The organism is Novosphingobium sp. AP12, from assembly GCF_000281975.1.
GTDB lineage: Bacteria > Pseudomonadota > Alphaproteobacteria > Sphingomonadales > Sphingomonadaceae > Novosphingobium.
This window is the reverse complement of sequence record NZ_AKKE01000155.1, coordinates 34,076-57,830: the sequence shown is the minus strand read 5'-3', so window position 1 is coordinate 57,830 and position 23,755 is coordinate 34,076. Positions and strand designations below refer to the sequence as shown.

Annotated in this window: 27 protein-coding genes; 19 read left to right on the top strand and 8 right to left on the bottom strand. The window is 67.3% G+C overall.

The features are described from left to right. Positions 1 to 118 precede the first annotated feature (118 nt). Positions 119 to 2,182, bottom strand: a complete 2,064-nt coding sequence (locus tag PMI02_RS21690) for an NAD(+) synthase (protein ID WP_007686995.1) — start codon at positions 2,180 to 2,182, stop codon at positions 119 to 121. 80 nt (positions 2,183 to 2,262) lie between these two features. Here PMI02_RS21690 and PMI02_RS21685 point away from each other — a divergent pair, with 80 nt between their 5' ends. Together PMI02_RS21685 and PMI02_RS21680 are read left to right on the top strand one after the other, a co-directional pair. Then, positions 2,263 to 2,667: a SufE family protein gene (locus tag PMI02_RS21685; protein WP_036504986.1), complete on the top strand. Its 405-nt coding sequence runs from the start codon at positions 2,263 to 2,265 to the stop codon at positions 2,665 to 2,667. Then, positions 2,660 to 3,019 carry a YbaN family protein gene (locus PMI02_RS21680; RefSeq protein WP_007686991.1) on the top strand — a complete coding sequence of 120 codons (360 nt, stop codon included), beginning with the start codon at positions 2,660 to 2,662 and terminating at the stop codon, positions 3,017 to 3,019. The genes PMI02_RS21685 and PMI02_RS21680 overlap by 8 nt, the downstream gene beginning before the upstream one ends. 7 nt (positions 3,020 to 3,026) lie before the next feature. Here the strand turns inward: PMI02_RS21680 and PMI02_RS21675 are convergent, their stop codons facing one another. From PMI02_RS21675 to PMI02_RS21665, 3 genes are all read right to left on the bottom strand, one after another. After that, on the bottom strand, positions 3,027 to 4,406 hold the full coding sequence (locus tag PMI02_RS21675; protein ID WP_238539136.1) for a L,D-transpeptidase family protein: 1,380 nt from the start codon (positions 4,404 to 4,406) through the stop codon (positions 3,027 to 3,029). Between the two features lie 67 nt (positions 4,407 to 4,473). After that, positions 4,474 to 4,734, bottom strand: a complete 261-nt coding sequence (locus tag PMI02_RS21670) for a hypothetical protein (protein ID WP_007686986.1) — start codon at positions 4,732 to 4,734, stop codon at positions 4,474 to 4,476. Positions 4,735 to 4,892: 158 nt separating this feature from the next. Further along, on the bottom strand, positions 4,893 to 5,414 hold the full coding sequence (locus PMI02_RS21665; RefSeq protein ID WP_007686984.1) for a sterol desaturase family protein: 522 nt from the start codon (positions 5,412 to 5,414) through the stop codon (positions 4,893 to 4,895). A 178-nt stretch (positions 5,415 to 5,592) separates the two neighbouring features. On the opposite strand from PMI02_RS21665, the gene PMI02_RS21660 reads away from it, so the two are divergent. The 9 genes from PMI02_RS21660 to PMI02_RS21620 all read left to right on the top strand — a co-directional run bounded on the left by PMI02_RS21660 (position 5,593) and on the right by PMI02_RS21620 (position 10,963). Next, on the top strand, positions 5,593 to 5,976 hold the full coding sequence (locus PMI02_RS21660) for a hypothetical protein (protein WP_007686982.1): 384 nt from the start codon (positions 5,593 to 5,595) through the stop codon (positions 5,974 to 5,976). Between the two features lie 100 nt (positions 5,977 to 6,076). After that, positions 6,077 to 6,337, top strand: coding sequence for a hypothetical protein (locus PMI02_RS26760; RefSeq protein ID WP_007686980.1), 261 nt, complete (start codon positions 6,077 to 6,079; stop codon positions 6,335 to 6,337). 187 nt (positions 6,338 to 6,524) lie between these two features. Beyond that, positions 6,525 to 7,979, top strand: coding sequence for a 3-isopropylmalate dehydratase large subunit (gene leuC, locus PMI02_RS21650; protein ID WP_007686978.1), 1,455 nt, complete (start codon positions 6,525 to 6,527; stop codon positions 7,977 to 7,979). Positions 7,980 to 7,992: 13 nt separating this feature from the next. Further along, positions 7,993 to 8,175, top strand: a complete 183-nt coding sequence (locus tag PMI02_RS21645) for a hypothetical protein (protein ID WP_007686976.1) — start codon at positions 7,993 to 7,995, stop codon at positions 8,173 to 8,175. Beyond that, positions 8,175 to 8,777, top strand: coding sequence for a 3-isopropylmalate dehydratase small subunit (leuD, locus tag PMI02_RS21640; protein WP_007686974.1), 603 nt, complete (start codon positions 8,175 to 8,177; stop codon positions 8,775 to 8,777). The genes PMI02_RS21645 and leuD overlap by 1 nt, the downstream gene beginning before the upstream one ends. A gap of 132 nt (positions 8,778 to 8,909) precedes the next feature. Then, on the top strand, positions 8,910 to 9,227 hold the full coding sequence (locus PMI02_RS21635) for a DUF1476 domain-containing protein (protein ID WP_007686972.1): 318 nt from the start codon (positions 8,910 to 8,912) through the stop codon (positions 9,225 to 9,227). 12 nt (positions 9,228 to 9,239) lie between these two features. Continuing rightward, on the top strand, positions 9,240 to 9,473 hold the full coding sequence (locus tag PMI02_RS21630) for a BolA family protein (protein WP_007686969.1): 234 nt from the start codon (positions 9,240 to 9,242) through the stop codon (positions 9,471 to 9,473). A gap of 29 nt (positions 9,474 to 9,502) precedes the next feature. After that, on the top strand, positions 9,503 to 9,832 hold the full coding sequence (gene grxD, locus PMI02_RS21625; protein WP_007686967.1) for a Grx4 family monothiol glutaredoxin: 330 nt from the start codon (positions 9,503 to 9,505) through the stop codon (positions 9,830 to 9,832). Between the two features lie 336 nt (positions 9,833 to 10,168). After that, on the top strand, positions 10,169 to 10,963 hold the full coding sequence (locus PMI02_RS21620) for an NUDIX domain-containing protein (protein WP_007686965.1): 795 nt from the start codon (positions 10,169 to 10,171) through the stop codon (positions 10,961 to 10,963). A gap of 1 nt (position 10,964) precedes the next feature. On the opposite strand, the gene PMI02_RS21615 is transcribed toward PMI02_RS21620, so the two are convergent. Then, positions 10,965 to 12,197 carry an MFS transporter gene (locus tag PMI02_RS21615; protein ID WP_238539135.1) on the bottom strand — a complete coding sequence of 411 codons (1,233 nt, stop codon included), beginning with the start codon at positions 12,195 to 12,197 and terminating at the stop codon, positions 10,965 to 10,967. A gap of 152 nt (positions 12,198 to 12,349) precedes the next feature. Beyond that, positions 12,350 to 12,664, bottom strand: coding sequence for a PilZ domain-containing protein (locus PMI02_RS21610; RefSeq protein WP_081496752.1), 315 nt, complete (start codon positions 12,662 to 12,664; stop codon positions 12,350 to 12,352). 205 nt (positions 12,665 to 12,869) lie between these two features. Here PMI02_RS21610 and PMI02_RS21605 point away from each other — a divergent pair, with 205 nt between their 5' ends. After that, positions 12,870 to 13,745 (top strand): hypothetical protein, encoded by an 876-nt coding sequence (locus PMI02_RS21605; protein ID WP_007686959.1) that lies wholly within the window; start codon positions 12,870 to 12,872, stop codon positions 13,743 to 13,745. A gap of 68 nt (positions 13,746 to 13,813) precedes the next feature. Here PMI02_RS21605 and PMI02_RS21600 read toward each other — a convergent pair whose 3' ends face one another. Further along, a complete protein-coding gene (locus PMI02_RS21600) occupies positions 13,814 to 14,449 on the bottom strand; it encodes a hypothetical protein (RefSeq protein ID WP_007686957.1) in 636 nt (211 codons plus the stop codon). After that, entirely contained in the window at positions 14,446 to 15,231 is a 786-nt protein-coding gene (locus PMI02_RS21595) for a DUF2092 domain-containing protein (protein WP_007686955.1), read from the bottom strand. The genes PMI02_RS21600 and PMI02_RS21595 overlap by 4 nt, the downstream gene beginning before the upstream one ends. Before the next feature lie 254 nt (positions 15,232 to 15,485). On the opposite strand from PMI02_RS21595, the gene PMI02_RS21590 reads away from it, so the two are divergent. The 7 genes from PMI02_RS21590 (at position 15,486) to PMI02_RS21565 (ending at position 23,618) form a co-directional block, all read left to right on the top strand. Then, positions 15,486 to 15,836, top strand: a complete 351-nt coding sequence (locus PMI02_RS21590) for a DUF1622 domain-containing protein (protein ID WP_007686954.1) — start codon at positions 15,486 to 15,488, stop codon at positions 15,834 to 15,836. 17 nt (positions 15,837 to 15,853) lie between these two features. Beyond that, a complete protein-coding gene (locus PMI02_RS21585; protein WP_007686952.1) occupies positions 15,854 to 16,228 on the top strand; it encodes a YidH family protein in 375 nt (124 codons plus the stop codon). 32 nt (positions 16,229 to 16,260) lie between these two features. Continuing rightward, positions 16,261 to 16,755, top strand: coding sequence for a hypothetical protein (locus PMI02_RS26060; RefSeq protein WP_052025697.1), 495 nt, complete (start codon positions 16,261 to 16,263; stop codon positions 16,753 to 16,755). Next, positions 16,752 to 17,069, top strand: coding sequence for a hypothetical protein (locus PMI02_RS26055; protein ID WP_052025696.1), 318 nt, complete (start codon positions 16,752 to 16,754; stop codon positions 17,067 to 17,069). Before PMI02_RS26060 ends, PMI02_RS26055 begins: the two co-directional genes overlap by 4 nt. A 274-nt stretch (positions 17,070 to 17,343) precedes the next feature. Beyond that, a complete protein-coding gene (locus PMI02_RS21575; protein ID WP_007686946.1) occupies positions 17,344 to 17,964 on the top strand; it encodes an FMN-binding negative transcriptional regulator in 621 nt (206 codons plus the stop codon). Between the two features lie 168 nt (positions 17,965 to 18,132). Next, on the top strand, positions 18,133 to 20,358 hold the full coding sequence (locus PMI02_RS21570) for a TonB-dependent receptor (RefSeq protein ID WP_007686944.1): 2,226 nt from the start codon (positions 18,133 to 18,135) through the stop codon (positions 20,356 to 20,358). A gap of 77 nt (positions 20,359 to 20,435) precedes the next feature. After that, complete coding sequence (locus tag PMI02_RS21565; protein WP_007686942.1) at positions 20,436 to 23,618, top strand: amidohydrolase family protein; 3,183 nt, start codon at positions 20,436 to 20,438, stop codon at positions 23,616 to 23,618. Positions 23,619 to 23,755: the final 137 nt, after the last annotated feature.

Here is a 23,755-nt window from a genome sequence, read left to right as displayed (position 1 = left end):
CACTACGAGTACCCGCGCCCTCAAGCATGGGCGCCCGTGACGCCGACCCGACGTTTTTTCGCGCAAGTTTCCCGGCGTAATGCCCGCATTCGCCAGCGGGCGTTTGCGTGTGTCCGCTTCAGATGCGCGGCACCCTTGCGTCGAGTTCCGCCAGCCACACCGCCGCGCTGGCATCGGAAGGTGCGCGCCAGTCTCCCCGCGGGGACAGGGCGCCGCCGGAGGACACCTTCGGGCCGTTGGGAATGGCCGAGCGCTTGAACTGGCTGAACGCGAAGAAGCGGCCCAGGAACTTCTCCAGCCAAGAGCGGATCGTCGCGAGGTCGTATTCGTTCTTCTTGGCCTCGGGAAAGCCTGCCGGCCAGGCGCCCGACGACGCCTCGCGCCAGGCGTGCCAGGCGAGGAACGCGACTTTCGACGGCTTCTGCCCGAAGCGCATGACGTGGTGGAGGAAGAAGTCGTTGAGTTCGTAGGGCCCGATCTTCGCCTCGGTGCTCTGGATCGCGCCGTCCGCGCCTGCGGGCACCAGCTCGGGCGAGATTTCGGTCGCGAGGATGGCGAGCAGGATTTTCTCGGTCGAGGCGCTGAACTGGTCGGTCGTCGCGCACCAGCGGATCAGGTACTGGATCAGCGTCTTGGGCACGCCGGCGTTGACCGCGTAGTGGCTCATCTGGTCGCCGACCCCATAGGTACACCACCCCAGCGCCAGCTCCGACAGGTCCCCGGTGCCGACCACGAAGCCCGAATGCTGGCTGGCGAGGCGGAACAGGTAGTCGGTGCGCAGGCCCGCCTGCACGTTCTCGAAAGTCACGTCGTAGACCGGCTGGCCATCGGCAAAGGCATGGCCGATGTCCTGCAGCATCGTCGTCGCGGCAGGGCGGATGTCGATTTCCTCGGCGGTGATTCCCACCGCTTCCATCAGCTTCCAGGCGTTGGCCTTGGTGCCGTCGCTCGTGCCGAAGCCGGGCATGGTGTAGCCCCGGATCGTCGTGCGGGGCAGGCCGAGCCGGTCGCAGGCGCGCGCGGCGACGATCAGCGCGTGGGTCGAATCGAGCCCGCCCGAGATGCCGATCACCAGCGACTTCGCGGAGGTCGATTCCATCCGCCGCATCAGCCCGTCGACCTGGATGTTGAACGCCTCGTAGCAATCGGCATCCAGCTTGTCGGCGCGGGCGGGTACGAAGGGGAAGCGGCCGACGGGGCGGATCAGGCCGATGTCTCCGCTGACCGGAACATGGGCGAAGCGGACGGTGCGGAAGGTGTCTTCGGGCGAGCCGGCCAGTTCGGCGGCGTCGTTGAAGGTGGGCACGCGCACCCGGTCCATGACGATGCGGTCGCAGTCGACGTCGGCGATGCACAGCTCCGGCGCGAACGAGAAGCGCTCCGATTCGGCGAGCAGGTCGCCCAGTTCGTAGATCACGCCCTGTCCGTCCCACGCGAGGTCGGTGGTGCTCTCGCCGTGGCCCGCCGCGCAGTAGACGTAGGCCGCCACCGCGCGCGCCGACTGCGAGCGGCAGAGCATGTGGCGCTCGTCCGACTTCCCGATCACGATGTTCGAGGCCGAGAGGTTGGCGAGGATCGTCGCCCCCGCCATCGCGCCCAGCGAGCTTGGCGGAGTGGGCGCCCAGAAGTCCTCGCAGATCTCGGCGAAGAACCGGAAGTTCGGCAGGACTTCGGAAGCGAAGACGAGGTCGACGCCGAAGGGCACATCCTCGCCGTTCACGGTGATCGTCTGGCCCCGGATCGCCTTGCCGCTGGCAAACCAGCGCTTTTCGTAGAACTCGCGGTAGTTGGGCAGGTACGACTTAGGCACCACGCCCAGCAGCTTGCCATGCGCGATGGCGAGCGCGCAGTTGTAGAGGCGCCCTTTCCGCATCAGAGCCGCGCCGACCAGCAGCACCGGCGCAAGGTCCGCGCTGGCCGCCACGACATCTGCGATCGCCGCCTCGACCGCCTCGATCATCGCCGCCTGCAGGTGCAGGTCGTCGATCGCGTAGGAGGAGAGGCACAGCTCGGGGAAGACCAGCAGGTCAACATGCGCCTCGTGCGCCCGCCGCGCCTCGGCCAGCACGGCATCCAGGTTGAAGGCGACATCGGCGGTGCGAACGCGCGGGGTGGAGGCGGCGACGCGCACGAAGCCGTGCTCGTGCATGTCGTGGAAGGGGTGGCTGCTCTCTGCGGTCATGGGCAATTCCCTGACAGGAACCCCCCCGCCTTGCAATGTTCCCCTTGCCCTGCGGCCCTTCCGGCTTAAATGCCAAGGCCATGCGCAGCCTCGACGATATCCGCGAAGAGTACGAATTCCTCGATGGCGACGAACGCTATCGCCTGCTCATCGAACTGGGCCGTGAGCTGGACGAGATGCCCGACGCGCTGAAGACCGATGCCACCAAGGTGCGCGGCTGCTCGGCCAGCGTCTGGGTCTATCCCACCGCGCGCGAGGACGGCACCCTGCACTTCCTGGCCGACAGCAACGCCGGCATCACCAAGGGCATCGTCGCCCTGGTGATCGCCGCCGTGCAGGACCGGCCCGCCGCGACCGTGGCCGGGACCGACATCACCCAGGCCCTCGCCCCGTTCGACCTGAAGAACCAGCTCTCGTCCAACCGCACGCAGGGCATCCCCAACATGATCGCGCTGATCCGGGAGACCGCTGCGCGTTATGCATAAGGCCCGCCGCGCCCTCTGGATCGTCGGCGGGGTGGTATTCGTCGGCATCGGTACGCTGGGCATCTTCGTGCCGCTGCTGCCGACAGTCGTGTTCTACCTGCTGGCGGCGTGGTGTTTCTCGAACAGCCACCCCGAATGGGCCGAGCGGCTTTATGCCCACCCCAAGTACGGCCCTCACCTCGTCGCCTGGCGCGACCGGCGGGCGATCAGCCGCAAGGGCAAGATCGCCGCGATCCTCACCATGAGCCTGAGCGTGGCGGTAGTGTGGTTCACTGCCGGAGGGTGGTGGACGCTGATCCCGCTCGGCGTGCTGGCAACGGTCGGGACCTGGATCTGGACCCGGGCGGAGTAGGCCGCCCTCAGAACGCCAGTTTCGGCCCGCGCCTGTCGTCCCGACCATACACGTCGTCCAGCAAGGCCACGCCCTTCTTGGTCGTCGTGGCGGTCAGGTAAGTGAGATAGACCGGCACCGGCGCGGGGAGCGCCACCGCCTGCTCGGGCGCCTTGCTCTTTACCCCGAAAGACTTGCCCATCATCCAGCGGCCCAGCGCGGGCGCGTCCTCCAGGCGGATGCAGCCGTTCGAGAGGTGGCGGTCCACCTTGACGAGAAGGTCGCGGTTGGGCGTGTCGTGGAGGTAGATGCCCTCGTCGTTGGGGAACAGGAACTTGACCTTGCCCATCGAATTCGCCGGGCCGGGCAGTTCCCGGATACGCAGGACCACCTTGCCGTCGCGCACCGCCTGCCAGTCGATCGTCGAAGGATCGGCCACCTCCGGCGAGGCGCTCCAGTCGGACAGCACTTCCATGTCCATCGATTCGAGTGTGCGGCCCGACAGCACCTTACGCGCCACGTTGTCGCGCGTGAGGTAGTCGGGGATGTTCCAGTAGGGGTTGAAGATCGCCCAGTTGATCGTGCCCGCCAACATCGGCGTCTGCGTTTCCTTGGCGCCGACGACGACGCGCATGGTGCCCACCTGCTCGCCGTCCTGATAGTAATAGAGCCGCGCCGCGGCTGCATCGACGACGATGTGGCGCACGGCGGCCGAAGGCAGTGCCCGCGCCCGCTCGCGGTTGAGGCGCAGGACGTCCAGCGTCTCGCGGTCGGCGCCGGCCTTCTCGGCGGCGCGCAGCGCCTCGCGCATGCGGACGTAGTGGGGGCTCATCCAGCCCATGGTCTCCACGTAGCTGGTGAAGTCCTTCATCGCGGCGACGCGCAGCACGGCGTCGTCGGCGAGCTTCGCGGGCTTGAGCCCTTTGCCGACGTAGATCATGCCCACGTCACGGACCTTGCGCATGTAGCCGACATATTTGGTGAAGGCTCTGGTCAGCGCGACTTCGGCGACAGCCAGTTCCTCCGGCCCGCCCCGGTCCGCCTCGGCGATCGCTTCGCGCAGGCCCTGAGGGTCGTAGCGCGCGGGATCGAGCCCATCGAGCTTGGCATCGTCGAGATCGCGCAGGAAGTCCTGCGCCGCCGCCCCAATGAGGTCGCCGGCCTTGCCGCCGACTATCCAGAGCGGTCGGTACTCGCGGGTTTCATAGAACCTGGCGATCCTCCCGCCCGCCTCTCCCCTGATGGCCGAGACGGTCGCCGGATCGACGGGGACGGATTTCTTCGCCACCGGAGCCTTGGGAGGCGCCTTGGGTTTGGCCTTCGGCCTGGCTTTGGCAGGCGCCTTGGCCGGCGCCGCAAGCACCGGCTCGATCAGAGCCGGGCTTGCGGTCAGGACGGTCATGCTCATCAGCACGGCCGTTGCGTGGCCGCGGAGAAACCGGCGGAAAATCATCGCGGCCTTTCGGTTACGTCACTCAGCCGCGTTCGCCCTTCCTGCTGGGCGGGGGCGGCGGAGGGGGCGGCGGCGTCGTGTAGTTCGGGTGATAGATGCCGTCCGGGGTGTAGTAGCCATCGATAACGCCGTCGCCGTCACGGTCCGCGGCGGTCGTGCCGGCAACGGCGCCCGGAGGCGGCGGGGGCGGGGGCGGCGCGGGTGGAAGCGATTCCTGCTTGGCGGCGCAACCGGCGAGGGCAATGCCGCCGACGCCCGCGAGGATGATGAGACCTCTCTTCATACAGGTACCTCCCTAAGTGTGCGGCGAGGGAAAAACGCCCGGCCGGTGCCTGCGTTCCAACGACAGGGGCTCAGGATTATCCCCCATGCGAAGTCAGGGAATCGCGGTGCCTGCCGGAAGGTTTTCCCGAGTCGGGAGGCCCGGCACAGCGGCAGGCGCTACCGCTCGTCCACCGCTTCGCGCAGCACGGCGATGCCCCTCGTCCGCTGATCGCGCAGTTCACGCTTGAGAACGGCGGGATCGCGCGCGACGACGAAGCCGAAGCTGACGCCGCCCTCCTTGCCGATGGTCGCATGGTGCAGCTTGTGCGCCTGCACCAGCCGCTTGGCGTAGCCGCGCTTGGGCACCCATCGGAAGTAGCGCTGGTGGACGAGGCCGTCGTGGATCAGCGTATAGATGACGCCGTAGATCAGCACGCCGAGCCCGATCCACGTCCCCGGCTCCCATGCCGCGGCGCCCATCACCATCGGCGAGCCCAGAGCGAACATTCCGATGCTGATCCCCGCGCCGAACAGCGCGAAAAGGTCGTTCTTCTCGAGCAGATTGTCGTGGGGTTCGTGGTGGTCGCGGTGCCAGGCCCAGCCGAATCCGTGCATCACGTACTTGTGGCTTGACCAGGCGACGAACTCCATCGCGGCGACGGAGGCAAGGACGACGAGGATCACGGCGGTCAGCGACATGGGCGGCCTTATAGCAGGCGGTCCGCGACATGCGACACTCTCTTACAAACGCACACATTCGTGCGACGGGTCATATCTCTGGCGTTCAGCTTGCGAGCCCTAAACCTGAATGCATCGGAAGCGAGGACGATCCTCCCCTTCCGCCGGTTTTCAAGGTTTAAGCAAAGGAGTGTCACCCATGCGCAAGTTCACCAAGCTGGTCGCCCCCGCCCTCGTCGCCGTGCTCGGCCTGTCTGCCATCGCTCCCGCCATTGCGGAAGCCGCGCCCTACAGCCAGAACCGCCACGAAGCGGCTCGCTACACGCCGAACCGCAACGCCAACATCCGCTCCGACATCCAGGGCCTGCGCGCCCAGATCGACCGCGCCGCGTCGCGCCGCACGATCTCGCAGCGCGAGGCGACCGGCCTGCGCCGCGATGCCGCAAACGTCCAGCGGCTCTACGGCCAATATGCCCGGGGCGGCCTGAGCCAGCAGGAGACGCGCGCCCTCCAGACCCGCGTCAACAAGGTCTACGTAGCTCTCCACATGGAACGCCGCGACTACGAAGGCCGCCGCGGCTGATCCCCGCCTAAGCTGAATTCGCCAGGACCGTGGCAGCCTTCCTCGCCGACCACGGTTCTAGCCCGGCAACATTCTCAATTCTTCATAGGAGTTTACGCCCATGCGCAAGTTCACCAAGATCGTCGCGCCGGCCCTCGTCGCCCTGCTCGGCATGGCCTCGCTGGCCCCCACGGTCGCCGAAGCAGCCCCGCGCCACCACGACCAGCGCGTCGAGCACCGCAAGCCGCTCCACCACGCCCGTCATGCGCCCAAGCGCCACGTCGAGAAGCGCCGCGTGACCCACCACCGCGTGGCTCACCGCGCCCCGCCCCGCCACGTCGCCCACCACGCTCCGGTCCACCACGACCGCCGCCATCGCTGATCGACAATGATACGGACGCATCCGACCGGAAGGTCGGGTGCGTTTCGCGTTGCGGTCGCACGAGGTCACTCAGGCAATAAAAAAATCGCGAAAGCACCTTCATTTGAATGAAAGTTTCGCCAAACTTTCATTGCGTATGGCCTTGCCCCTTGAATTGCACGCCTCGCGCGCTTAATCGCGCCCTATCATGACAACCACACCGCGCACCCTCTACCAGAAGATCTGGGACGCCCACGTCGTCGACACCCGCGACGACGGCACCTGCCTCGTCTATATCGACCGGCACCTCGTCCACGAAGTGACGAGCCCGCAGGCTTTCGAAAGCCTTCGCGCCGCCGGCCGCCCGGTGCGCCGTCCCGACCTTACGCTCGCAGTGCCCGACCACAATCTGCCCACCACCGCGCGCAAGGACGCGGCGGGCAACCGCGTGCCCATCGCCGACCTCGAGAGCGCGCAGCAGCTCGACATGCTGCAGAAGAACGCCCCCGCCTTCGGCATCCGCTACATTGCCGACACCGACCGTGAGCAGGGCATCGTCCACGTCGTCGGCCCCGAGCAGGGCTTCTCGCTGCCCGGCGCGACGATCGTTTGCGGCGACAGCCACACCGCCTGCCACGGCGGCATCGGCGCGCTGGCGTTCGGCATCGGCACCAGTGAGGTCGAGCACGTGCTCGCCACGCAGACGCTGCTGCTCAAGCAGTCCAAGACCTTCGAGGTTCGCGTAGAGGGCAAGCTCGGCGTCGGCGTCTCGCCCAAGGACGTCGTCCTGCACATCATCGGCGTCGTCGGCACCGGCGGCGGCACCGGCCATGTCATCGAGTTCTGCGGCAACGTCTTCGAGGAAATGACCGTCGAAGGCCGCCTGACGGTCTGCAACATGGCGATCGAGGCAGGCGCCCGCGCCGGTCTCGTCGCGCCTGACGAAACCACTTTCGCCTATGTGCAGGGCCGCCCCTACGCACCCAAGGGCGACGACTGGGACAAGGCGCTCGCCTGGTGGAAGGGCCTCGCCACCGACGAGGGCGCGACCTACGATAAGTCCGTCCACATCCGCGCCGAGGACATCCAGCCCACCGTCACCTGGGGCACCAGCCCCGAGGACACCTCGGGCATCGGCGGCGTGGTCCCCGCGCCCGAAGACTTCGCCGACGCTTCCAAGCGCGACGCGGTCAAGGTGAGTCTGGAATACATGGGCCTGACTCCGGGCACGAAGCTGACCGACGTCGAAGTGCAGAACGTCTTCATCGGCAGCTGCACCAACAGCCGCATCGAGGACATCCGCGCCGCCGCGCAGGTCCTCAAGGGCCGCCACAAGGCCGACAACGTCAAGTGGGCAATCGTCGTGCCGGGCTCGGGCCTCGTCAAGGAACAGGCCGAGGCCGAGGGTCTCGACAAGATCATCATCGACGCAGGGCTGGAATGGCGCGAGCCGGGCTGCTCGGCCTGCCTCGCCATGAACCCCGACAAGGTCCCCTCGGGCGAGCGCTGCGCCTCCACCAGCAATCGCAACTTCACCGGCCGCCAGGGCCCGGGTGCGCGCACCCACCTGATGAGCCCGGCGATGGCCGCCGCCGCCGCCGTCACCGGCAAGCTGACCGACGTGCGCGACCTCGCCCCCGCCGAACTCGCTGCCGCAAACTGATAGGATAGCCCCCATGTCCGACGACAACGACAACTCGCTGGCCGGCAAAGCCGCCCTCGCCGCCGGCGCCGCGATCGGCTCGGCCGCGATCGCCGCCGCGCTCCTCTTCGTGAAGCGCCGGAGCGACCGCAAGAAGGCCGACGGCAAGCCCGGCGCCACCAGCACCGCGCCGCACTACCCCACCGAGACGGACTGATGCAGGCGATCAACCACGTCGCCGGCAAGGCGATCCCCTTCGGGCGCAAGAACGTCGACACCGACGTCATCATCCCGGCGCACTGGCTCAAGACCGTCACCCGTGACGGCCTCGGGCGCGGCGCGTTCGAGGCGGTGAAGAAGGAACCGGGCAACGTCTTCACCGACCCCGCCAACGCCGATGCCCCGATCCTCATCGCGGGCGACAACTTCGGCTGCGGCTCCAGCCGTGAACACGCCGCCTGGGCGCTGCTCGACATGGGCGTGACCTGCGTGATCGCGCCGAGCTTCTCGGACATCTTCTCGGGCAATGCCTTCAAGAACGGCATACTCACCGTGGCGCTGCCGCAGGAGGCGATCGACCGCCTGATGGAAGTCGCTCTGACCGACCCCATCGACATCGACCTCGAAACCCAGACGGTGACGACGCCATTCCAGGACCGCTTCACCTTCGAGATCGACGCCTTTCGCAAGCACTGCCTGCTCAACGGCCTCGACGAAGTGGGCCTGACGATGGCGCAGGGCGACGCGATCTCGGCCTACGAGGCCAAGGCGCGCGGCGGCCTGCCGTTCCTGGCGCGGACGCCGGCGAGCGTGAACTGAAACGGCGATCCTCCCTCTTCGCCGGGGGAGGACAGGTCGAATCGGGATTGAACCTGCTCCCGCCTCCACGTATCGGCTTACCCGAGCATCGCGCCTTCGCATTTGCGAGGCGCTATCAATCGAGGTTGTCCGATGACGAGTTTTGAGGATCGCGAGCGCGCCGAAGAAGCCAGGTTCGCGCACGACGCCGATACCCTGTTCCGCATCCAGGCCCGCCGCAACCGCCTCGTCGGCGAGTGGGCCGCCGTTCGCATGAGCCTTTCTCCGGCAGAAACCGACGCCTACGCCAAGTCCGTCGTCCAGGCCGACTTCGAGGAAGCCGGCGACGAGGACGTGATCCGCAAGCTGCTCGGCGACCTCACCGCCGCCGGCGTCGATACCAGCGAAGGCGAAATCCGCGCCGCGCTGGAAGCCAAGCAGGTCGAGGCGCGCCGCGCTTTCCTGGGTTAAGGAATTACCGTCATGGGCATGACCGCCACCGAAATCGAAACCCTCATCCGCGATGCGCTCCCGGATGCCCAGGTGACGATCACCGACCTCGCCGGGGACGGTGACCACTATTCCGCGCACGTCGTTTCGGCTACGTTCGCCGGCAAGCCCCGTGTCGCCCAGCACAAGCTGGTCTACGAAGCACTGGGCGGCCGCATGGGCGGCGTGCTCCACGCCTTGCAACTCACCACCGCCGTCCCCAACTGACGTCGCATACAGTTAGAGGTTATTCGAAAATGTCCGACGTCAACGCCCGCATCGGCGACATCGTAAACAGCAACGACGTGGTCCTGTTCATGAAGGGCACGCCGTTGTTCCCGCAGTGCGGCTTCTCGAGCCGTGCGATCGCCATCCTCGATCACCTCGCCGTCCCTTACGAGACTGTCGACGTGCTGCAGGACATGGAAATCCGCCAGGGCATCAAGGCGTTTTCGGAATGGCCGACGATCCCTCAGCTCTACATCAAGGGCGAGTTCGTGGGCGGCAGCGACATCATGATGGAAATGTACGAGGCCGGTGAACTGCACCAGCTCGTCGCCGAAGCCGGGATCGCCGCGCAGGGCTGATCCCGCGCTGATTTAAGGCAACGCCGAATTTCGATGGCCCGGGTGAACGCCCGGGCCTTTTCGTTTGGGTTACGGAAACTCGGGGATCGTACCGGAGGGCTCGGGGAGGCGGGGCCGTGAGACTGTCGGCCCCGCCTCTGTCGAGACTGCTTCTCGGGGTACGCGGTTGTATAAGCATGGGGCGTGCCAGTTTCGAATATCGCCGGAAATCCGCGATTTCCACGTAGTCGCCTTCAGCGCTCGTCACTCGATCTGTAAACCAGGCCGACACCGCCCCCCGCCGGAGCGGCGCAGTTTCCCCTTGCCCGTGCCGCGCATGCGCGCGACATCCTGACCATGTCCTTCAGTGCTCCTTCCGATCAGCCGATGCCCGCAGACGGGCCTGCCGTCGTCCCCGCCGCGACCGTGGTGATCTTCCGCCGCTCCGCCGAGGGCGGGCCACCCGACGTGCTGATGGTCCAGCGCGCCAAAAAGATGCGCTTTGCCGGCGGCGCCGCGGTGTTTCCCGGCGGCCGGGTCGATCCCGCCGATTACGAACTGGCCCGGCGCCTGCTCCCGGAGGAGGCTCTGGAGATCGCTGCAGCCCGAATCGCGGCCATCCGCGAGACGCTGGAGGAGACCGGCCTGATGATCGCCACCCGCCAGCCCGTCGGCGCGGCGGAAGCAGTGGCCGCGCGGGCTCTGCTGCTTGAGACGGGCCGGCTCGACACCGTGCTGGAGCGGTTCGGCTGGGCGCTCGATCCCGGCGCCCTGACCTTCTTCGCGCACTGGTGCCCGCTGTGGGACAAGGCTTTCGACACGCGGTTCTTCGTGACCGACCTCGGCACCGGCGCGGTCGATATCGCGGTCGACGCCACCGAGAACACCCGCCTGTTCTGGGCCAGCGCGGCCAAGGCTCTGGCCATGGCGGACCGGGGCGAGATCTCGGTGATCTTTCCCACCCGCCGCAACCTGGAACGGCTCGCGCAGTACGCCGACCATGCCGACGCGCTGGCCGACATCGCCGCGCATCCGGTGGCGCGTATCCATCCCAGCCTGGAGGACCGCGACGACGGCGAATGGCTCGTCATCGCAGGCAGCCATGGCTACCCGGTGCTGGGCCAGCCCAAGGCCACCGCGCGGCGAGGGTGACTTATACCGCCGCCGGCACAGGCTCCTTGGCCTTGGGCCCGCTCGCGGCGTAGATGCCGAGCACGATCGCCACGACGAAGAACACGCACATCGCCACGATCGCGCCGTCGTAGCTGCGCGTAACCGAGAAGACCCGCGCCGAGCCGACCACCGCGAAGGCGATGAACGGCAGGCCGATCAACGTGTTGAGGCCGAAGCCGCGGCTGTAGCTCGCCTGCCCGAACGCGTCCGAAAGCCCGCGTCCCAGCGTCGGGATTGCGCCCGCGCCGTGCATGCCGATGAGGCCGATGACCACGGCGGCGATCCAGAACGGCGGGTGCTGCAGCAGGATCAGCCAGAGGACCGCGCAGTTGAAGCCGATCAGCGCCAGGGAACGGCCGCCGCCCAGCTTGTCCGCGATCCAGCCGAACAGGATCGAGCCGGCGATGCCGACCAGTGACATGATCGACTGCAGCAGCGCCGCCTCGGGCCGGGTGAAGCCCCAGGACATGCCCATCGGCACCAGCAGCGAGCCGAGCAGGACCGAACTGGTCATGCTGGCGACCGCCGCCAGCGAGATCGCCCAGAAGCGCGGGCGGGCGAGTAGCTGGCCCATGCTGAACGAGCCGTCGGCGGTCCGCTTTTCACTGGGTTCGGGCGCCACGGTCTCGGTCTTGCCCGGCGGGTGGTCGATAGCCAGCAGAATCAGCGGCAGCATCAGCACCGCGCAGAGCACGCCGATGACGAGATAGATGGTCGAGGGCGAAGTCACCGACAGCGCCCGCTCCAGTGTCCAGGGCACCACGGCGATCACCACCGGCAGGTGGACGATGCCGAGCGCGAGACCCCGGTTGCGGTTGAACCAGCGCGTCACCAGCGTGGCCGGGCCGATCGATCCGGCCAAGCTCATCGCCGGGCCGAAGCACAGTCCATAGGCGACGAGGTAGAGCGCGTAGCTATGCGTGAACGCCAGCGTCAGATAGCCCGCCACCGTCAGCATCGCGCCAATCAGCAGCAGCAGTCGCAGCGAGACCTTGGCGATCAGCACCCCGACGAAGGGCGCCAGCACCGAGGAGCCGACCAGCACCAGCGGGATGCCCGCCGCCGCCTGCTCCCCGCTGACGCCGAGGCGCTGCTCGACGGAAGCCAGCATGAGCCCGAACGAGCCCATGACGGTGCCTATCACCATGTTGTGCGATACGCCCGCGATCACGCCCATGCGGACTGCGAGCGGGTGATTGGGGGCCTCGCTCACGGGGCCAGTCGATAGTGCCAAGCGCTCTCTCCCGATGCTTGTGCGGCCGCCAGCGCTGAGCGCGCCGATCGTATACCATCGGGAGTGTGCAGCGCTCCGGCGGCTTGGCCAGAACTTTCAGCTATCGTGAACGAGAATTCGCAGGGGCGACGTTACGCGCGCTGGGGAATCGCGTGCGCTTTTGCCAGATGCTCCAGCACCGGGCCGTAGATCGGGCGGTCGAACTCCACGCCTGCAAGGTCGCTGCTGATCCAGCGCACCACGCCGGGCATGCCCTCCAGCCCTTGCGGCCGGATGATGAGGCGGGCACCGACGCGGAAATAGAGGCCGCGCATCCGCAGGCAGCAGCCTTCGGAGGAAATGTCGGAAATCTCGCCGTCATCGCGCAGCCCGGTCTGCGTCCGGCACTGGACGGCCATCGCCACGGGGCGTCGTTGCGAACGTCGAGGAAGGATGCGGCGGGTCATCGCGTGGTCTTACGGCGATTCCGTTTATCATCGCTTAACCGGAGCCGCGTTCCGCATGCCGGGGCCTCAGGGTTTATGCTGAGTGATGCTGCTGGGTAATCCCAATACGCGCCGAGCCCCGATGACCATATCCCCTGATGTGAAAAGCCGCGCATTTCACTCGCCGACTGACCCGAACGGCAGGCGGCCTCGCCAGGAGCAGACCATGGTACACGACAAGTCGGGCAGGACACCGGGAACGACCACGCTGCTCCAGCGCACCCTGCGGGCGAGCTGTCTTTGCGCGACGGCCTGCTCCGCCTTCACCATCGCGTCACCCGCGCAGGCCCAGACGCTCGACAACAAGTACTGGATCAGCGTTATGGCGTTCTATCCAAAGATCGACACCGACGTCCGCGTATCCGTCAAAGGCCCCAACCAGCCCGTCGGCACCGACATCGACTTCGAAAGCGACCTCAACATGGACAACGACGAGGTCCTTCCCTCGGTGACGGCGGGAGCCCGCTTCGGAAGGGTCATCGTCGGGGCGGACTTCTACAAGCTCAAGCGCAACGGCTCCATCGACCTCGCCCGCGACATAACCTTCGACGGCGTGACCTATCCGGTTGCGGCGCATGTGCAGAGTGGGTTCGACAGCGACATCTACCGGCTGACCGTCGGCTACGCCATCGTCCAGACGCCCACGCTGGAGCTGGGCGCGGCGCTGGGGGCGCACGTCACGAAATTCGAACTGTCCCTGGCGGGCCAAAGCACGGCCGGCGGCGAAGGCGTGCAAATCGAAACCAAGCGCCGCGACGTGCTCGCGCCGCTGCCCACGCTCGGCGTCTTCGGTGTCTGGAAAGTGGCACCGGGCCTCGAACTGAATGCGCGGGTCGACTATCTGTCGCTCAAGATCGACGACTACGACGGACGCCTGGTGAATGCGCAGGTCGGCGCGAACTATTCGATTATGAAGAACGTCGCGATCGGCGCCGTCTACCGCTACGTCGACTACCGAATCGGGATCGACAAGCAGCGCTGGGACGGGCGCATCCAATACAAGCTGAGGGGGCCGGCGCTGGTGCTCCAGGCCTCTTTCTGAACACGGTTGGGGCGGCAGCCAGGTTTGGCCGCCGCCCTTCTTGGATGACCGAACAACGTCTCCCCGCGTTACTGCGGCGGATTGACCACGACGTACTGCACCGAGGAGCCCGAGTACTGCGGTTGATACCAGGTGCTCCCGCACTGCGAATAGCTCGTGCCGTTCACGATCACTGTGGAGCAGCTGGGAGGCACGCTGCGCACGATCGAGCCGACCACCGCCGCCGTCATCGTCACGGCCGCAGCAGTCGCCAGCGGATGCCAGTGATCGTCCCAGTCGTCGTAATGGTCGTAACCGCCGCCGTAATAGCCTCCGCCGCCGTTGACGTTCACGTTGCGGTTCACGTTGACGTTGTTGACGTTGACGTTCCCGCTGTTGCGATTGCTGTGGTTGATGTTGTTGGTGGAGCCGCCGCGAACGGGAGGCCGCCCCGCGCCGCCGCCGCCGGGGCGGGCGCCGCTCCCGACCGAAGGCCGGGCACCGCCGCCCGCAGGACGCGAGGCGCCGCCGGAAGGCCGTGAAGCCGGTCTTGCGCGGCCTCCACCGCCGCCCCCTTTGCGCTGCGCGGCCTCGGTCTGCACCGGGACAAGTGCGGCCGCGGTCAGGACCAGCGCGGAGATGCCGGCCAGCCCCGTCCCGACCGGGTCGGCGACGAGCGCGAGCGATGCGAGCGCAGCCAGGCGGCGCGAACGGAGTGGATTCACTGCTTGTCTCCTTGAGCGGCTTTCGCGATCTGGTCGACCAGCGTGATCTGGTGGGCGCCGGCGGGCGCGACGAAGGCGAGGTCGGCGGCGTTCGGGACCGTCCTCACGTCCCAGTTCAGCACCGCGCTGTACTGGGGCATCGAAGGGTCGTCGGTGTTGGTGATGACGATCTTGCAGGGCAGCGGTTTCGCGCCCTTGTCGATCCAGATCTGCCAGTCGACCAGCTTCTGGCGGAAGGCGATGTGATCGCAGGTCCGGCCGCCGATTTTCTCCGGCCCGACCATGTAGCCCGACACCACCCGCGAACGGATGGTCTGGTCGGTCCCCCAGGTGAACAGGTCGACCAGCGGCAGTTCGATGCCGTACTTCGTCTTCAGCCTGTCGAGTGCGAGGCCGATCGTTTCGGGGGCGTCTGCGGTCGCATAGTATTTCAGGCGCGGCGACAGGACGGTGAACTTCCCGCTCGCGAAATAGTATTCGCGTTGCTGGATGTCGGAATTGGCGACGATCCTGAACGAGTCGGGACGGTGCATCGCCATATCGACGGTGCCGCCGAACTGCAGCTTCTGCCCGGTTTCGAGCACTTTCTCGGTGGTGACGTCGGACGTCAGAACGAAGCCGGGCAGCGCGAGGAGAGCTGCGCTCATGCGGTCCATCGCCGCAAGTGCCTCGGGTTCAATGACTGGCGCGGCGTCCGGCGCAGCGGTCGTCTGGGCCTGCGCGGGGCCCATCGCCATCACCGCGAAGGCGACCACGCAGATGCCTGTAATCCTCGAAGTCATGACGAACTCCTTGCTTCGGCCGTCGGCTCTCTTGCCGACCGAGACTATCGGCCTTGGCGCGAGCTATCCCATCGGGGTTATTGCCGAGTTCCCGCCGTTTATTTCCCTGCCCCTCGCCCGAGGGCCTCGCATGCCCGCAAGCCGCGACCTGCAAGCCGGGCTAGGCAATCGGCACGGCGTTCCTGCGGGAAATTGCTGATGCCGCCTCCCCGTGCGCAGGCGGCATTGTCGGTTGCTCGCAACTGGGGACAGCGATGGAAAGCTGGCTGAAGGACATAGCGGAATCTGCCGGCCTGCTGCTGGAGTTCGTCGTTGTCGTCGTCGTGCTCGCCGGCAGCGTTCGCGCGCTGGTCGAGTTGGTGGCGGCCCTCGCCAGGCGCTCGCTGGACACTCCGGCCGCCCGTGCGATCTGGGTGAACTTCGCGACCTCGATCCTGCTCGCGCTCGAGTTCGCGCTGGGCGCCGACATCATCGAGACGGCCGTCGCGCCGACCTGGAACGACATCGGCCAGCTCGCCTCGATCGCTGCGATCCGCACGGGTCTCGGCTTTTTCCTGGGACGCGACGTCGAAGTCTTCGGACAGTCCGAAGCCGTGAAGACTTGAGGAGGGACACGTAAGTCATGGCGAGACCACCGATCCTGCCGAAGGACCTCGGCGAACAGCGCACGATTCTCGCGGCCGACCGCACGCTGATGGCGTGGATCCGAACCTCGCTCTCGATGCTGAGCTTCGGCTTCACGATCTACAAGTTCCTCGACAGCATCCCGCGCGCGCCGGGGCAGGCCCACGAGGACAGCCCCCAGCGCGTCGGCCTGTTCCTGGCCGCGATGGGCACGGCCGCGATGGTGCTGGGCACGATAAGCTACTGGGCAACGCTCCATGAAATGCGCCGGGCAAACGAATTCCGAATGGGACGACCGGTGCTGGTCATGGCGCTGATCATGTCGATCGCGGGCGTCGCGCTGTTCGTCAGCATCGCCACACGCGCCGCATAGGGAGATACGGGACGGACGATTTTACCGCACGCGTGTTCACGCAGGCTCCGGTGCCCCTGCTCGGCATCCTGCTGCTGCTCCTGCTCTGGGGCGCGATGCAGGTAGGCATCCTGGTCCGCCGCCGCCGCAAGGGCGCCGCCGTCAGTAAAGAGGAGGCAGAAGAGGACACGCACGAGGGCTACATCGTCTCGGGTGCGCTCGGGCTGCTCGCGCTTCTGCTGGGGTTCACCTTCGTCGTCGACCGCCACGACGGGCGCCGGGCGCTGGTGCTCGAGGATGCGAACGCCATCGGCACGACCAACTTGCGCGCGCAGTTGCTCGACGAGCCTTACTGCTCGCAGATAAGCGCGACACTGCATGAGTACACCGGCAACCGACTGGAACTTGCCGAAACCCCGCCGGGGATCTCCAGCTCGGCTTGCTCGCCCAGTCCGAGGTGCTGCAGAAGCGCCTCTGGAACCAGACGGTGGCCGCGATCCGGCCGATACGGGGGCTGGAGGTTGCATCGACCTTCGTGGACGCCATGAACCTGACCATCGACGAAGGCGCCGCCCGCGTCGCCGCGCGCCGCGCACACGTCCCGCCGCGGGTGCTGGTAGTGCTGCTGGTCTACATGGTCATCGCGGCGCTGATCCTGGGCTACGTCATGTCCCGCTCGCCCAAGCGGACCGCCACCGCCGTGCTGCTGGGACTGGTGACCCTCGCCTACCTGCTGATCCTCGACATCGACCGCCCGACCAGCGGCGGCATCCGCGAGCCGCAGACCCCGATGCGCGATCTTCTTGCCACCATGCAAAAGTCGCCGCCCGCATCCTACGGCACGGTGGTGACGGGTCCGTGAGCGAAGCGCCGTCGCCTTTGTGAAACACGCCGGCGCTAGGCGCCGAGCCTGGGTCAGGGTGCTTGGGGCCTGAGGCAAGGCGCGAAACCAAATGTGGCCCGTAGCCGGAGCCGCAGGTCCCAGGACGGCGCGGCCCGCCGATCGCGCTGGGCGCAGCGCTGCTGCCGGTCGCAAGCCTTTCCGGGCGACGGCTGAGCATTGGTCCCGCTTGGACCCCTGAGTCTTTCGAAATTGGCCGATTGAAGGGACGATCGCTCGGCGCGACAGTGCGGAAATGAAGTTCCCGTCCGGCACCGCGCAAGACCTGCTGAAGCTCATCCGCGAGCATCCCCTCGCATGGCTTGTCTCCGCGCAGGGCGGCCATTTCCAGGCGATCCCGCTGCCGCTGCTGGCCGAGACGGATGCCTCGGGCGGACTGAGTTCGCTGTTCGGCCACTGCTCGCGCGCCAATCCGCAGGTCGAGCACCTGCGCGCCAACCCGCGCGCGCTGGCGCTGTTCTCCGGCCCCCACGGCTACATGTCGCCCTCGCTGGTGAGCAATCCGGTGTGGGTGCCGACCTGGAACTACGCAGTCGCCGCCATCGAGGTGGACGTCGACTTCGTCCCGGACGAGACGCTGGAATCGGTGGTCCGCCTGTCGGACACCATGGAGGAGGGCCTGCCCGATCCCTGGACGATAGAGCGCGCCGGCCCCCGCGTCGAGCCGATGCTCGGCCGCATCATCGCCTTCCGCGCGCAGGTCCGCTCGACCTGGGCCAGCTTCAAGATGGGCCAGGACGAGACGCTGACCGCGCTGTCCGAACTGATTTCAGGCACCGGCGACGATGCGCTTGCCGGCTGGATGACACGCATGAACGCGCAGCGCCTCCCCCAGGAAGCGCTCGCCTCGGAATGAAGCCGCCGCCGGCGCAAGCTGGTGAGACGGCAATTTAGGGAGTTTTCCGGATCGCGCGACAGCGCGGCCCGGAGGAAGTCAGGGAAGCCGGCCATAATGCCGGCACAATCGAACGAGGGTGGACCGTCCACGAGACGGGATCGCCCCCGACAACATGAGGGCAAGCCGATGAAGACCATGTTCAGGACTGCGATACTCACCTCCACCGTTCTCGGGCTGGGCGTTTCCATGCCCGCTCTGGCGCAGGACGCCGCCGCGGACGGCCTCGCCAAGGACGACATCATCGTCACCGCGACCAAGCGCGAACTGCGCATCAACGACGTGCCGATGCCGATCAGCGCCGTCTCGGGCGACCAGCTCAAGGCGATGAACGCCAACTCGCTGGCCGATTACATCACGCGCCTGCCGGGCGTGGTCTTCAACGATTACCAGCCGGGCATCTCGGAAGTGGTGATCCGCGGCATCGCCGCCACCACGTACCACGAGCAGGGCCAGACCACGGTCGGCTACTACCTCAACGAAGTGCCGCTGGTGGAGCCGGGCTTCCCGATCGGCATCCCCGACATCGACACCTTCGACCTCAAGCGCGTCGAAGTGCTGCGTGGGCCGCAAGGCACGCTGTTCGGCACCTCGACGCTGGGCGGCGCCGTCAACTACGTGGCCGAGACGGCCGACGCCTCGAAGTTCGATGCTGCGGCGCAGGGTCTCGTCGGCACGACCAAGAACGCCTCGGGCGAACTGAACTACGCGGCCAAGGCAATGGTCAACATCCCGCTGGTCAAGGACCAGCTTGCGGTTCGCGTCATGGCGCTGCAGCGCGTGGACGCGGGCTACCTCGACAACCCCGGCATCGGCGTGAACGGTTCGAGCGACTATCGCACGCGCGGGCTGCGTGGGTCGATCGTCGCCACGCCCGTGGAAGGGACCGCGCTCACCTACCTGTCGACCTACCAGGACACCAAGCTCGACGACCAGACCTACCTGGACCTCGACAACCCCTACATCCGCAATACGCCGCGCGCCGAGCCGCAGAAGACCGACTTCTGGCTGAACAGCCTGCGCCTCGACCAGGACCTGTCCTTCGCGACGCTGACCATGCTCGGCTCGATCACGACCAAGAACAACACCACGCTCTATTCGTACCCGTATGCCTACGTCACCGGCGTCACCACCGGCGACGATGCCGCCTATTCGCTGGGTGACGCCCATGCGAACATCAAGTCGTTCGAGACGCGCCTCGCATCGTCCGGCGACGGCCCGTTCCAGTGGCTGATCGGCTTCAGCTACATGAAGGCACGCAAGCACAGCGACGACCGCATCTACCAGGGCGGCGCCGAAGCGTTCATCGACGCCAACCCCGCGCTCTACGGCGGCAATCCCGGCAGCCTGATCGCACCGAACGACGCGATCTACGGGTACCTTTCGGACACCTCGAACAAGAACTGGGGCGTGTTCGGCGAAGCCTCGTGGGAGTTCGTGCCCACCGTGACCCTGACGCTGGGCGGGCGCTACTACAACACCCGCAACACAGCCGAGATCACCAACGCCCCCGGCTCGCTGGCGCCCGGCAGCTACACCACGGTCGCCTCCAGCTTCGGCGTGAAGCAGAAGGAAGACGGCTTCACGCCGAAGGTCTCGCTCTCGTGGAAGCCGAGCAAGGATTTGCTGGCCTACGCCACCTACTCGCAGGGCTACCGTGAAGGCGGGCCGAACCCCAACGCGGCGATCCTCACTGGCATCCCGACCAGCTACAAGAGCGACACCGTCGACAACTACGAGGCCGGCGTGAAGGCCAGCCTGTTCGACAACGTGCTGACCATCGACCTCGCCGCGTTCCACATCCAGTGGAACGACATCCAGGCCCGCCTCTTCACCGACGCGCCCTACTACTACTCCTACGTCACCAACGCGGGCGGCGCGAAGATCGACGGCGTCGAGTTCGCCGGCACCGTGCAGGCGAGCCGCATGATCAGCTTCGGCTCGAACGTGACCCATCAGGACGGCCGCCTCAGCAAGTTCCTGCCCGACACCTTCGCCGTCGGCGGCGGCTATGGATCGGGCACCACGCTGCCGGGTTCGTCCAAGTGGTCGGTCGCCAGCAACGTGCGCTTCGAGATGGTCGACACGCCCGGCGCGCCCAGCATCGAGCTGGCGCACCGCTACCTCTCGAAGGCTCCCGTCGCCTTCGGCAACGACGCCAAGCGCGGCGGCTTCAGCGTGTTCGACCTGCGCGCCTCGATGGGCCTTGGCGAGAACATCCGCGTGATGGCCTTCGCCAATAACATCTTCGACAAGTTCGGCATCCTCAACGCGCCGTTCACGTCGCAGGCGGTGCCGGCCGGCTCGATCATCCGCCCCCGCACCATCGGCGTGAAGCTCGACTGGACGATGTAAGACTGCCAACGACCGGCGGCAGGCCCTTCACCGGAGGGGCCTGCCGCCTTGCTTTCATTTTGCGGGAATTTCCTCAGATGCGTTCGAGCGCCTTCCTCCTCGCCGCCAGCCTGCTCGCCCTGTCCGTCCCCGCCCACGCGGCAGACGAAGCGCTCACGCTCCGGCCCACCCGCCCGCTCAAGTTCACCGCGACGACCGCGACCTGGACCCAGCTCGACCTCTCGCCCGACGGCCGGATCGTGCTGTTCGACCTCCTCGGCGACATCTACTCCCTCGACGCGCAGGGCGGCGGCGCGGCGCGGCCCGTGCTCACCGGCATGGCCTTCGAGAGTAACCCGGTGTTCTCGCCCGACGGCAAGCGCTTCGCCTTCGTATCCGACCGCTCGGGCGCGATGAACCTGTGGATCGCCAACATCGACGGCACCGGCCTGAAGCAGCTGTCCCGCGATACCGGCATGGAGGTCTGGTCCTCGCCTGCGTGGTCTCCCGACGGCAGCAAGGTCTATGCCTCGCGCATGACCCGGCCGATCCTCGCCTTCGAGCTGTTCCTGTTCGACGTGGACGGCGGCGCGGGGGTCCAGATCACCGAGGCCGGCTCGCCCGCCAACTGGGACACCCGCCACAACGCGCTGGGCGCGGTGGTCTCGCCCGACGGGAACTTCCTCTACTACTCCGCCAAGCTCGGCCACACTTGGACCCAGGACGACCCGCCGAACTGGCAGGTCGCGCGCCGCGACCTGCGCACCGGCGCCGAGGATACCGCCGTCAGCGCGCCCGGCGGCGCCCTCCACCCCGCGCTCTCGCACGATGGCCGGCTGCTCGCCTACGCCAGCCGCAACGGCGCGCAGACCGGCCTGCGCCTGCGCAACCTGGTCACCGGCGAGGACCGCTGGATCGCGGCCAGGATCGACCACGACGCGCAGGAGGGCGGCTACTACGCAGACCTCACCCCGCGCTTCACTTTCGCGCCGGACGACAAGTCGATCGTCATGGGCCTGAACGGCGGCATCGCCCGGCTCGACATCGCCAGCGGCCGGTCCACGCCGATCCCCTTCACCGCAGAGGTCGATCAGGCCATTGGCCCGCTCACCCGCGTCTCGCAGAAGCAGAAGGACGGCCCGGTCCGCGCGCGGATCATCCAGGGCCCGCGCCAGTCGCCGGACGGCAAGACCCTCGCCTTCACCGCACTAGGCGCGCTTTACGTGAAGCCGCTGAGCGGGGGAGCCCCACGAAAGCTGGTCCCCGCCGACGCCTTCCAGCCGAACTGGTCGCCCGACGGCAAGACCCTCGTCTACGTCACCTGGACCGCGAAGGATGGCGGTCAGGTCTGGACCGTGCCCGCCAGCGGCGGCAAACCCCGGCAACTGACCAAGGCCCCCGCCTACTACACCGAACCGCGCTTCACGCGTGACGGGCGCAGCGTGGTCCTGCTGCGCGCCAGTCAGTTCGACCGGCTCGAGACCATCAGCGAGATCGACCCCGATCGCCCGACCGACATCGTGACGATTTCGGCATCCGGTGGAGAGCCCCGGCTCGTCGCCCATGCCTTCGGCGCGCGCTCGCTCCAGCTCGGTCCCGACGCAGCGCGCGTGTGGTTCCTGGCGCCGGCCGGGTTATCCTCGGTGCCGCTCAGCGGCGGTCCGGCGCAGGTCGAGGTCAAGGTCGTCGCGCGCAACATGGGGCAGTACGTCGGCGTGCCGACGCCGGTGCAGGACCTGCGCCTCAGCCCCGACGGCCACCAGGTCCTCGCCCGCGCCGCCTCGGAACTCTATCTCGTCAACATCCCGCCCGCCAACGGCGCGCAGGCACCGACCATCGACCTCGACGCGCCCTCCATCGCCGCGCGTAAGCTGACCCGCATCGGCGCGGACTTCGCCGACTGGTCGGACGACGGCAAGACCCTCAGCTGGTCGGTCGGCTCCACCTTCCGCCGCATCGCCGCGAGCGCCGCCGCTTCATCCGCCCCCGGAACCGCCGAAGCCGCCGCCGAGACCCACCGCGTCGAAATCACCGTGCCCCGGTTCGTGCCGCAGGGCGTTCAGGTCCTGCGCGGTGCCACCGTCTACCCGATGGCCGGCCCCGAAGTGATCCGCGACGCCGACGTGGTCATCTCCGCCGACCGCGTGCTGGCGGTCGGCCCGCGCGGGTCCGTGGCGATACCGGCGGGCGCTTCCATACGCGACTGCGCCGGCAAGTTCATCGTCCCGGGCTTCGTCGACACCCACGCCCACTGGTTCGAGATTCGCCGCACCATCCAGGACCCCGAGCACTGGGACTTCGCGGTGAACCTCGCCTACGGGGTCACCTCGGGCCTGGATCCGCAGCCGTTCACCTGGGACGCCTTCGTCTACCAAGACATGATCGACGCCGGCATGATGCCCGGACCCCGCGCATGGTCGACCGGCCCCGGCGTCTTCGTGAACAGCAACATCGCCTCCAAGCAGGACGCAATCGACGTACTCACACGCTACCGCGACCACTACGGCACCCGCAACATCAAGCAGTACATGGCGGGCGGCCGGGCGGTGCGGCAATACGTGATCGAGGCGGCGAAGGACCTCGGCATGATGCCCACCACCGAAGGTGCTGCCGACCTGACCATGGACCTCACCCACGCGCTCGACGGCTATTCCGGCAACGAGCACGCACTGCCGATTTCCCCGCTCCATGGCGACGTGATACAGCTCATCGCGCGCAGCCGCATGTCGTACACGCCCACCATCGGCGTGCTCTACGGTGGCGCGGGCGCCTATGCACAGTTCATCCGCGAGCGCCGGCCAGACCGCGATCCGCGCTGGTCTCACTTCGTGCCCCCCGGCGTCGCCAGCTCCAAGCTGCGCAACCGCCCCTGGCTCCCGGACGAGGCCGAGACCTACCAGCGCTTTGCCCACGACGCGCTGGAGGTCCAGCGCGCCGGCGGCCTGATCGGGGTCGGCAGCCACGGCGAAATCCAGGGCCTGGGCTATCACTGGGAGATGGAAGCGCTGGCCTCGGGCGGCGGTACGCCCATGGAAGTCCTGCACGCGGCGACCATCGGCTCGGCCGAAGTGATCGGTCACCAGGCCGACGTCGGCAGCCTCGAGCCCGGCAAGTACGCCGACCTCGTCATCCTCGATGCCGACCCGGCCGCCGACATCACCAACACCACGAAGATCGCGGGCGTGATGAAGGGCGGTTTTCTTTACGACCCCGACACGCTGGCAATCACCGGCCCGCAGCCCCGCGCCGCACCGGGTAGGTGGTTCGCACAGGAGAAGTAGGAAACTGGCGCGCCCGACAGGGAAGCGCGCCATGCAACAAGTTGCACGGTTTTCCGCCATTTCTGCATGTCCTCGACGACAGTGTTAGGACCACCCTTAGGACCATATTAGATCGCTAGACTTCTTGGTCTCATTGT

Bases quoted from the DNA above. Each gene is read 5' to 3' on its own strand.
- PMI02_RS26760 (WP_007686980.1), top strand. From the start codon at position 6,077: ATGCGCAAGTTCACCAAGATCGTCGCGCCGGCCCTCGTCGCCCTGCTC.
- PMI02_RS21590 (WP_007686954.1), top strand. From the start codon at position 15,486: ATGGAAAGCTGGCTGAAGGACATAGCGGAATCTGCCGGCCTGCTGCTG.
- PMI02_RS21585 (WP_007686952.1), top strand. From the start codon at position 15,854: ATGGCGAGACCACCGATCCTGCCGAAGGACCTCGGCGAACAGCGCACG.
- PMI02_RS21690 (WP_007686995.1), bottom strand. From the start codon at position 2,182: ATGACCGCAGAGAGCAGCCACCCCTTCCACGACATGCACGAGCACGGC.
- PMI02_RS21605 (WP_007686959.1), top strand. From the start codon at position 12,870: ATGGTACACGACAAGTCGGGCAGGACACCGGGAACGACCACGCTGCTC.
- PMI02_RS21565 (WP_007686942.1), top strand. From the start codon at position 20,436: ATGCGTTCGAGCGCCTTCCTCCTCGCCGCCAGCCTGCTCGCCCTGTCC.
- PMI02_RS21670 (WP_007686986.1), bottom strand. From the start codon at position 4,734: ATGAAGAGAGGTCTCATCATCCTCGCGGGCGTCGGCGGCATTGCCCTC.
- PMI02_RS21610 (WP_081496752.1), bottom strand. From the start codon at position 12,664: ATGACCCGCCGCATCCTTCCTCGACGTTCGCAACGACGCCCCGTGGCG.
- PMI02_RS21620 (WP_007686965.1), top strand. From the start codon at position 10,169: ATGTCCTTCAGTGCTCCTTCCGATCAGCCGATGCCCGCAGACGGGCCT.
- PMI02_RS21665 (WP_007686984.1), bottom strand. From the start codon at position 5,414: ATGTCGCTGACCGCCGTGATCCTCGTCGTCCTTGCCTCCGTCGCCGCG.
- PMI02_RS21675 (WP_238539136.1), bottom strand. From the start codon at position 4,406: ATGAGCATGACCGTCCTGACCGCAAGCCCGGCTCTGATCGAGCCGGTG.
- PMI02_RS21630 (WP_007686969.1), top strand. From the start codon at position 9,240: ATGGGCATGACCGCCACCGAAATCGAAACCCTCATCCGCGATGCGCTC.
- PMI02_RS21570 (WP_007686944.1), top strand. From the start codon at position 18,133: ATGAAGACCATGTTCAGGACTGCGATACTCACCTCCACCGTTCTCGGG.
- PMI02_RS21575 (WP_007686946.1), top strand. From the start codon at position 17,344: ATGAAGTTCCCGTCCGGCACCGCGCAAGACCTGCTGAAGCTCATCCGC.
- PMI02_RS21645 (WP_007686976.1), top strand. From the start codon at position 7,993: ATGTCCGACGACAACGACAACTCGCTGGCCGGCAAAGCCGCCCTCGCC.
- grxD (WP_007686967.1), top strand. From the start codon at position 9,503: ATGTCCGACGTCAACGCCCGCATCGGCGACATCGTAAACAGCAACGAC.
- leuD (WP_007686974.1), top strand. From the start codon at position 8,175: ATGCAGGCGATCAACCACGTCGCCGGCAAGGCGATCCCCTTCGGGCGC.
- PMI02_RS26055 (WP_052025696.1), top strand. From the start codon at position 16,752: ATGAACCTGACCATCGACGAAGGCGCCGCCCGCGTCGCCGCGCGCCGC.
- PMI02_RS21685 (WP_036504986.1), top strand. From the start codon at position 2,263: ATGCGCAGCCTCGACGATATCCGCGAAGAGTACGAATTCCTCGATGGC.
- PMI02_RS21635 (WP_007686972.1), top strand. From the start codon at position 8,910: ATGACGAGTTTTGAGGATCGCGAGCGCGCCGAAGAAGCCAGGTTCGCG.
- PMI02_RS21660 (WP_007686982.1), top strand. From the start codon at position 5,593: ATGCGCAAGTTCACCAAGCTGGTCGCCCCCGCCCTCGTCGCCGTGCTC.
- PMI02_RS21595 (WP_007686955.1), bottom strand. From the start codon at position 15,231: ATGACTTCGAGGATTACAGGCATCTGCGTGGTCGCCTTCGCGGTGATG.
- leuC (WP_007686978.1), top strand. From the start codon at position 6,525: ATGACAACCACACCGCGCACCCTCTACCAGAAGATCTGGGACGCCCAC.
- PMI02_RS21680 (WP_007686991.1), top strand. From the start codon at position 2,660: ATGCATAAGGCCCGCCGCGCCCTCTGGATCGTCGGCGGGGTGGTATTC.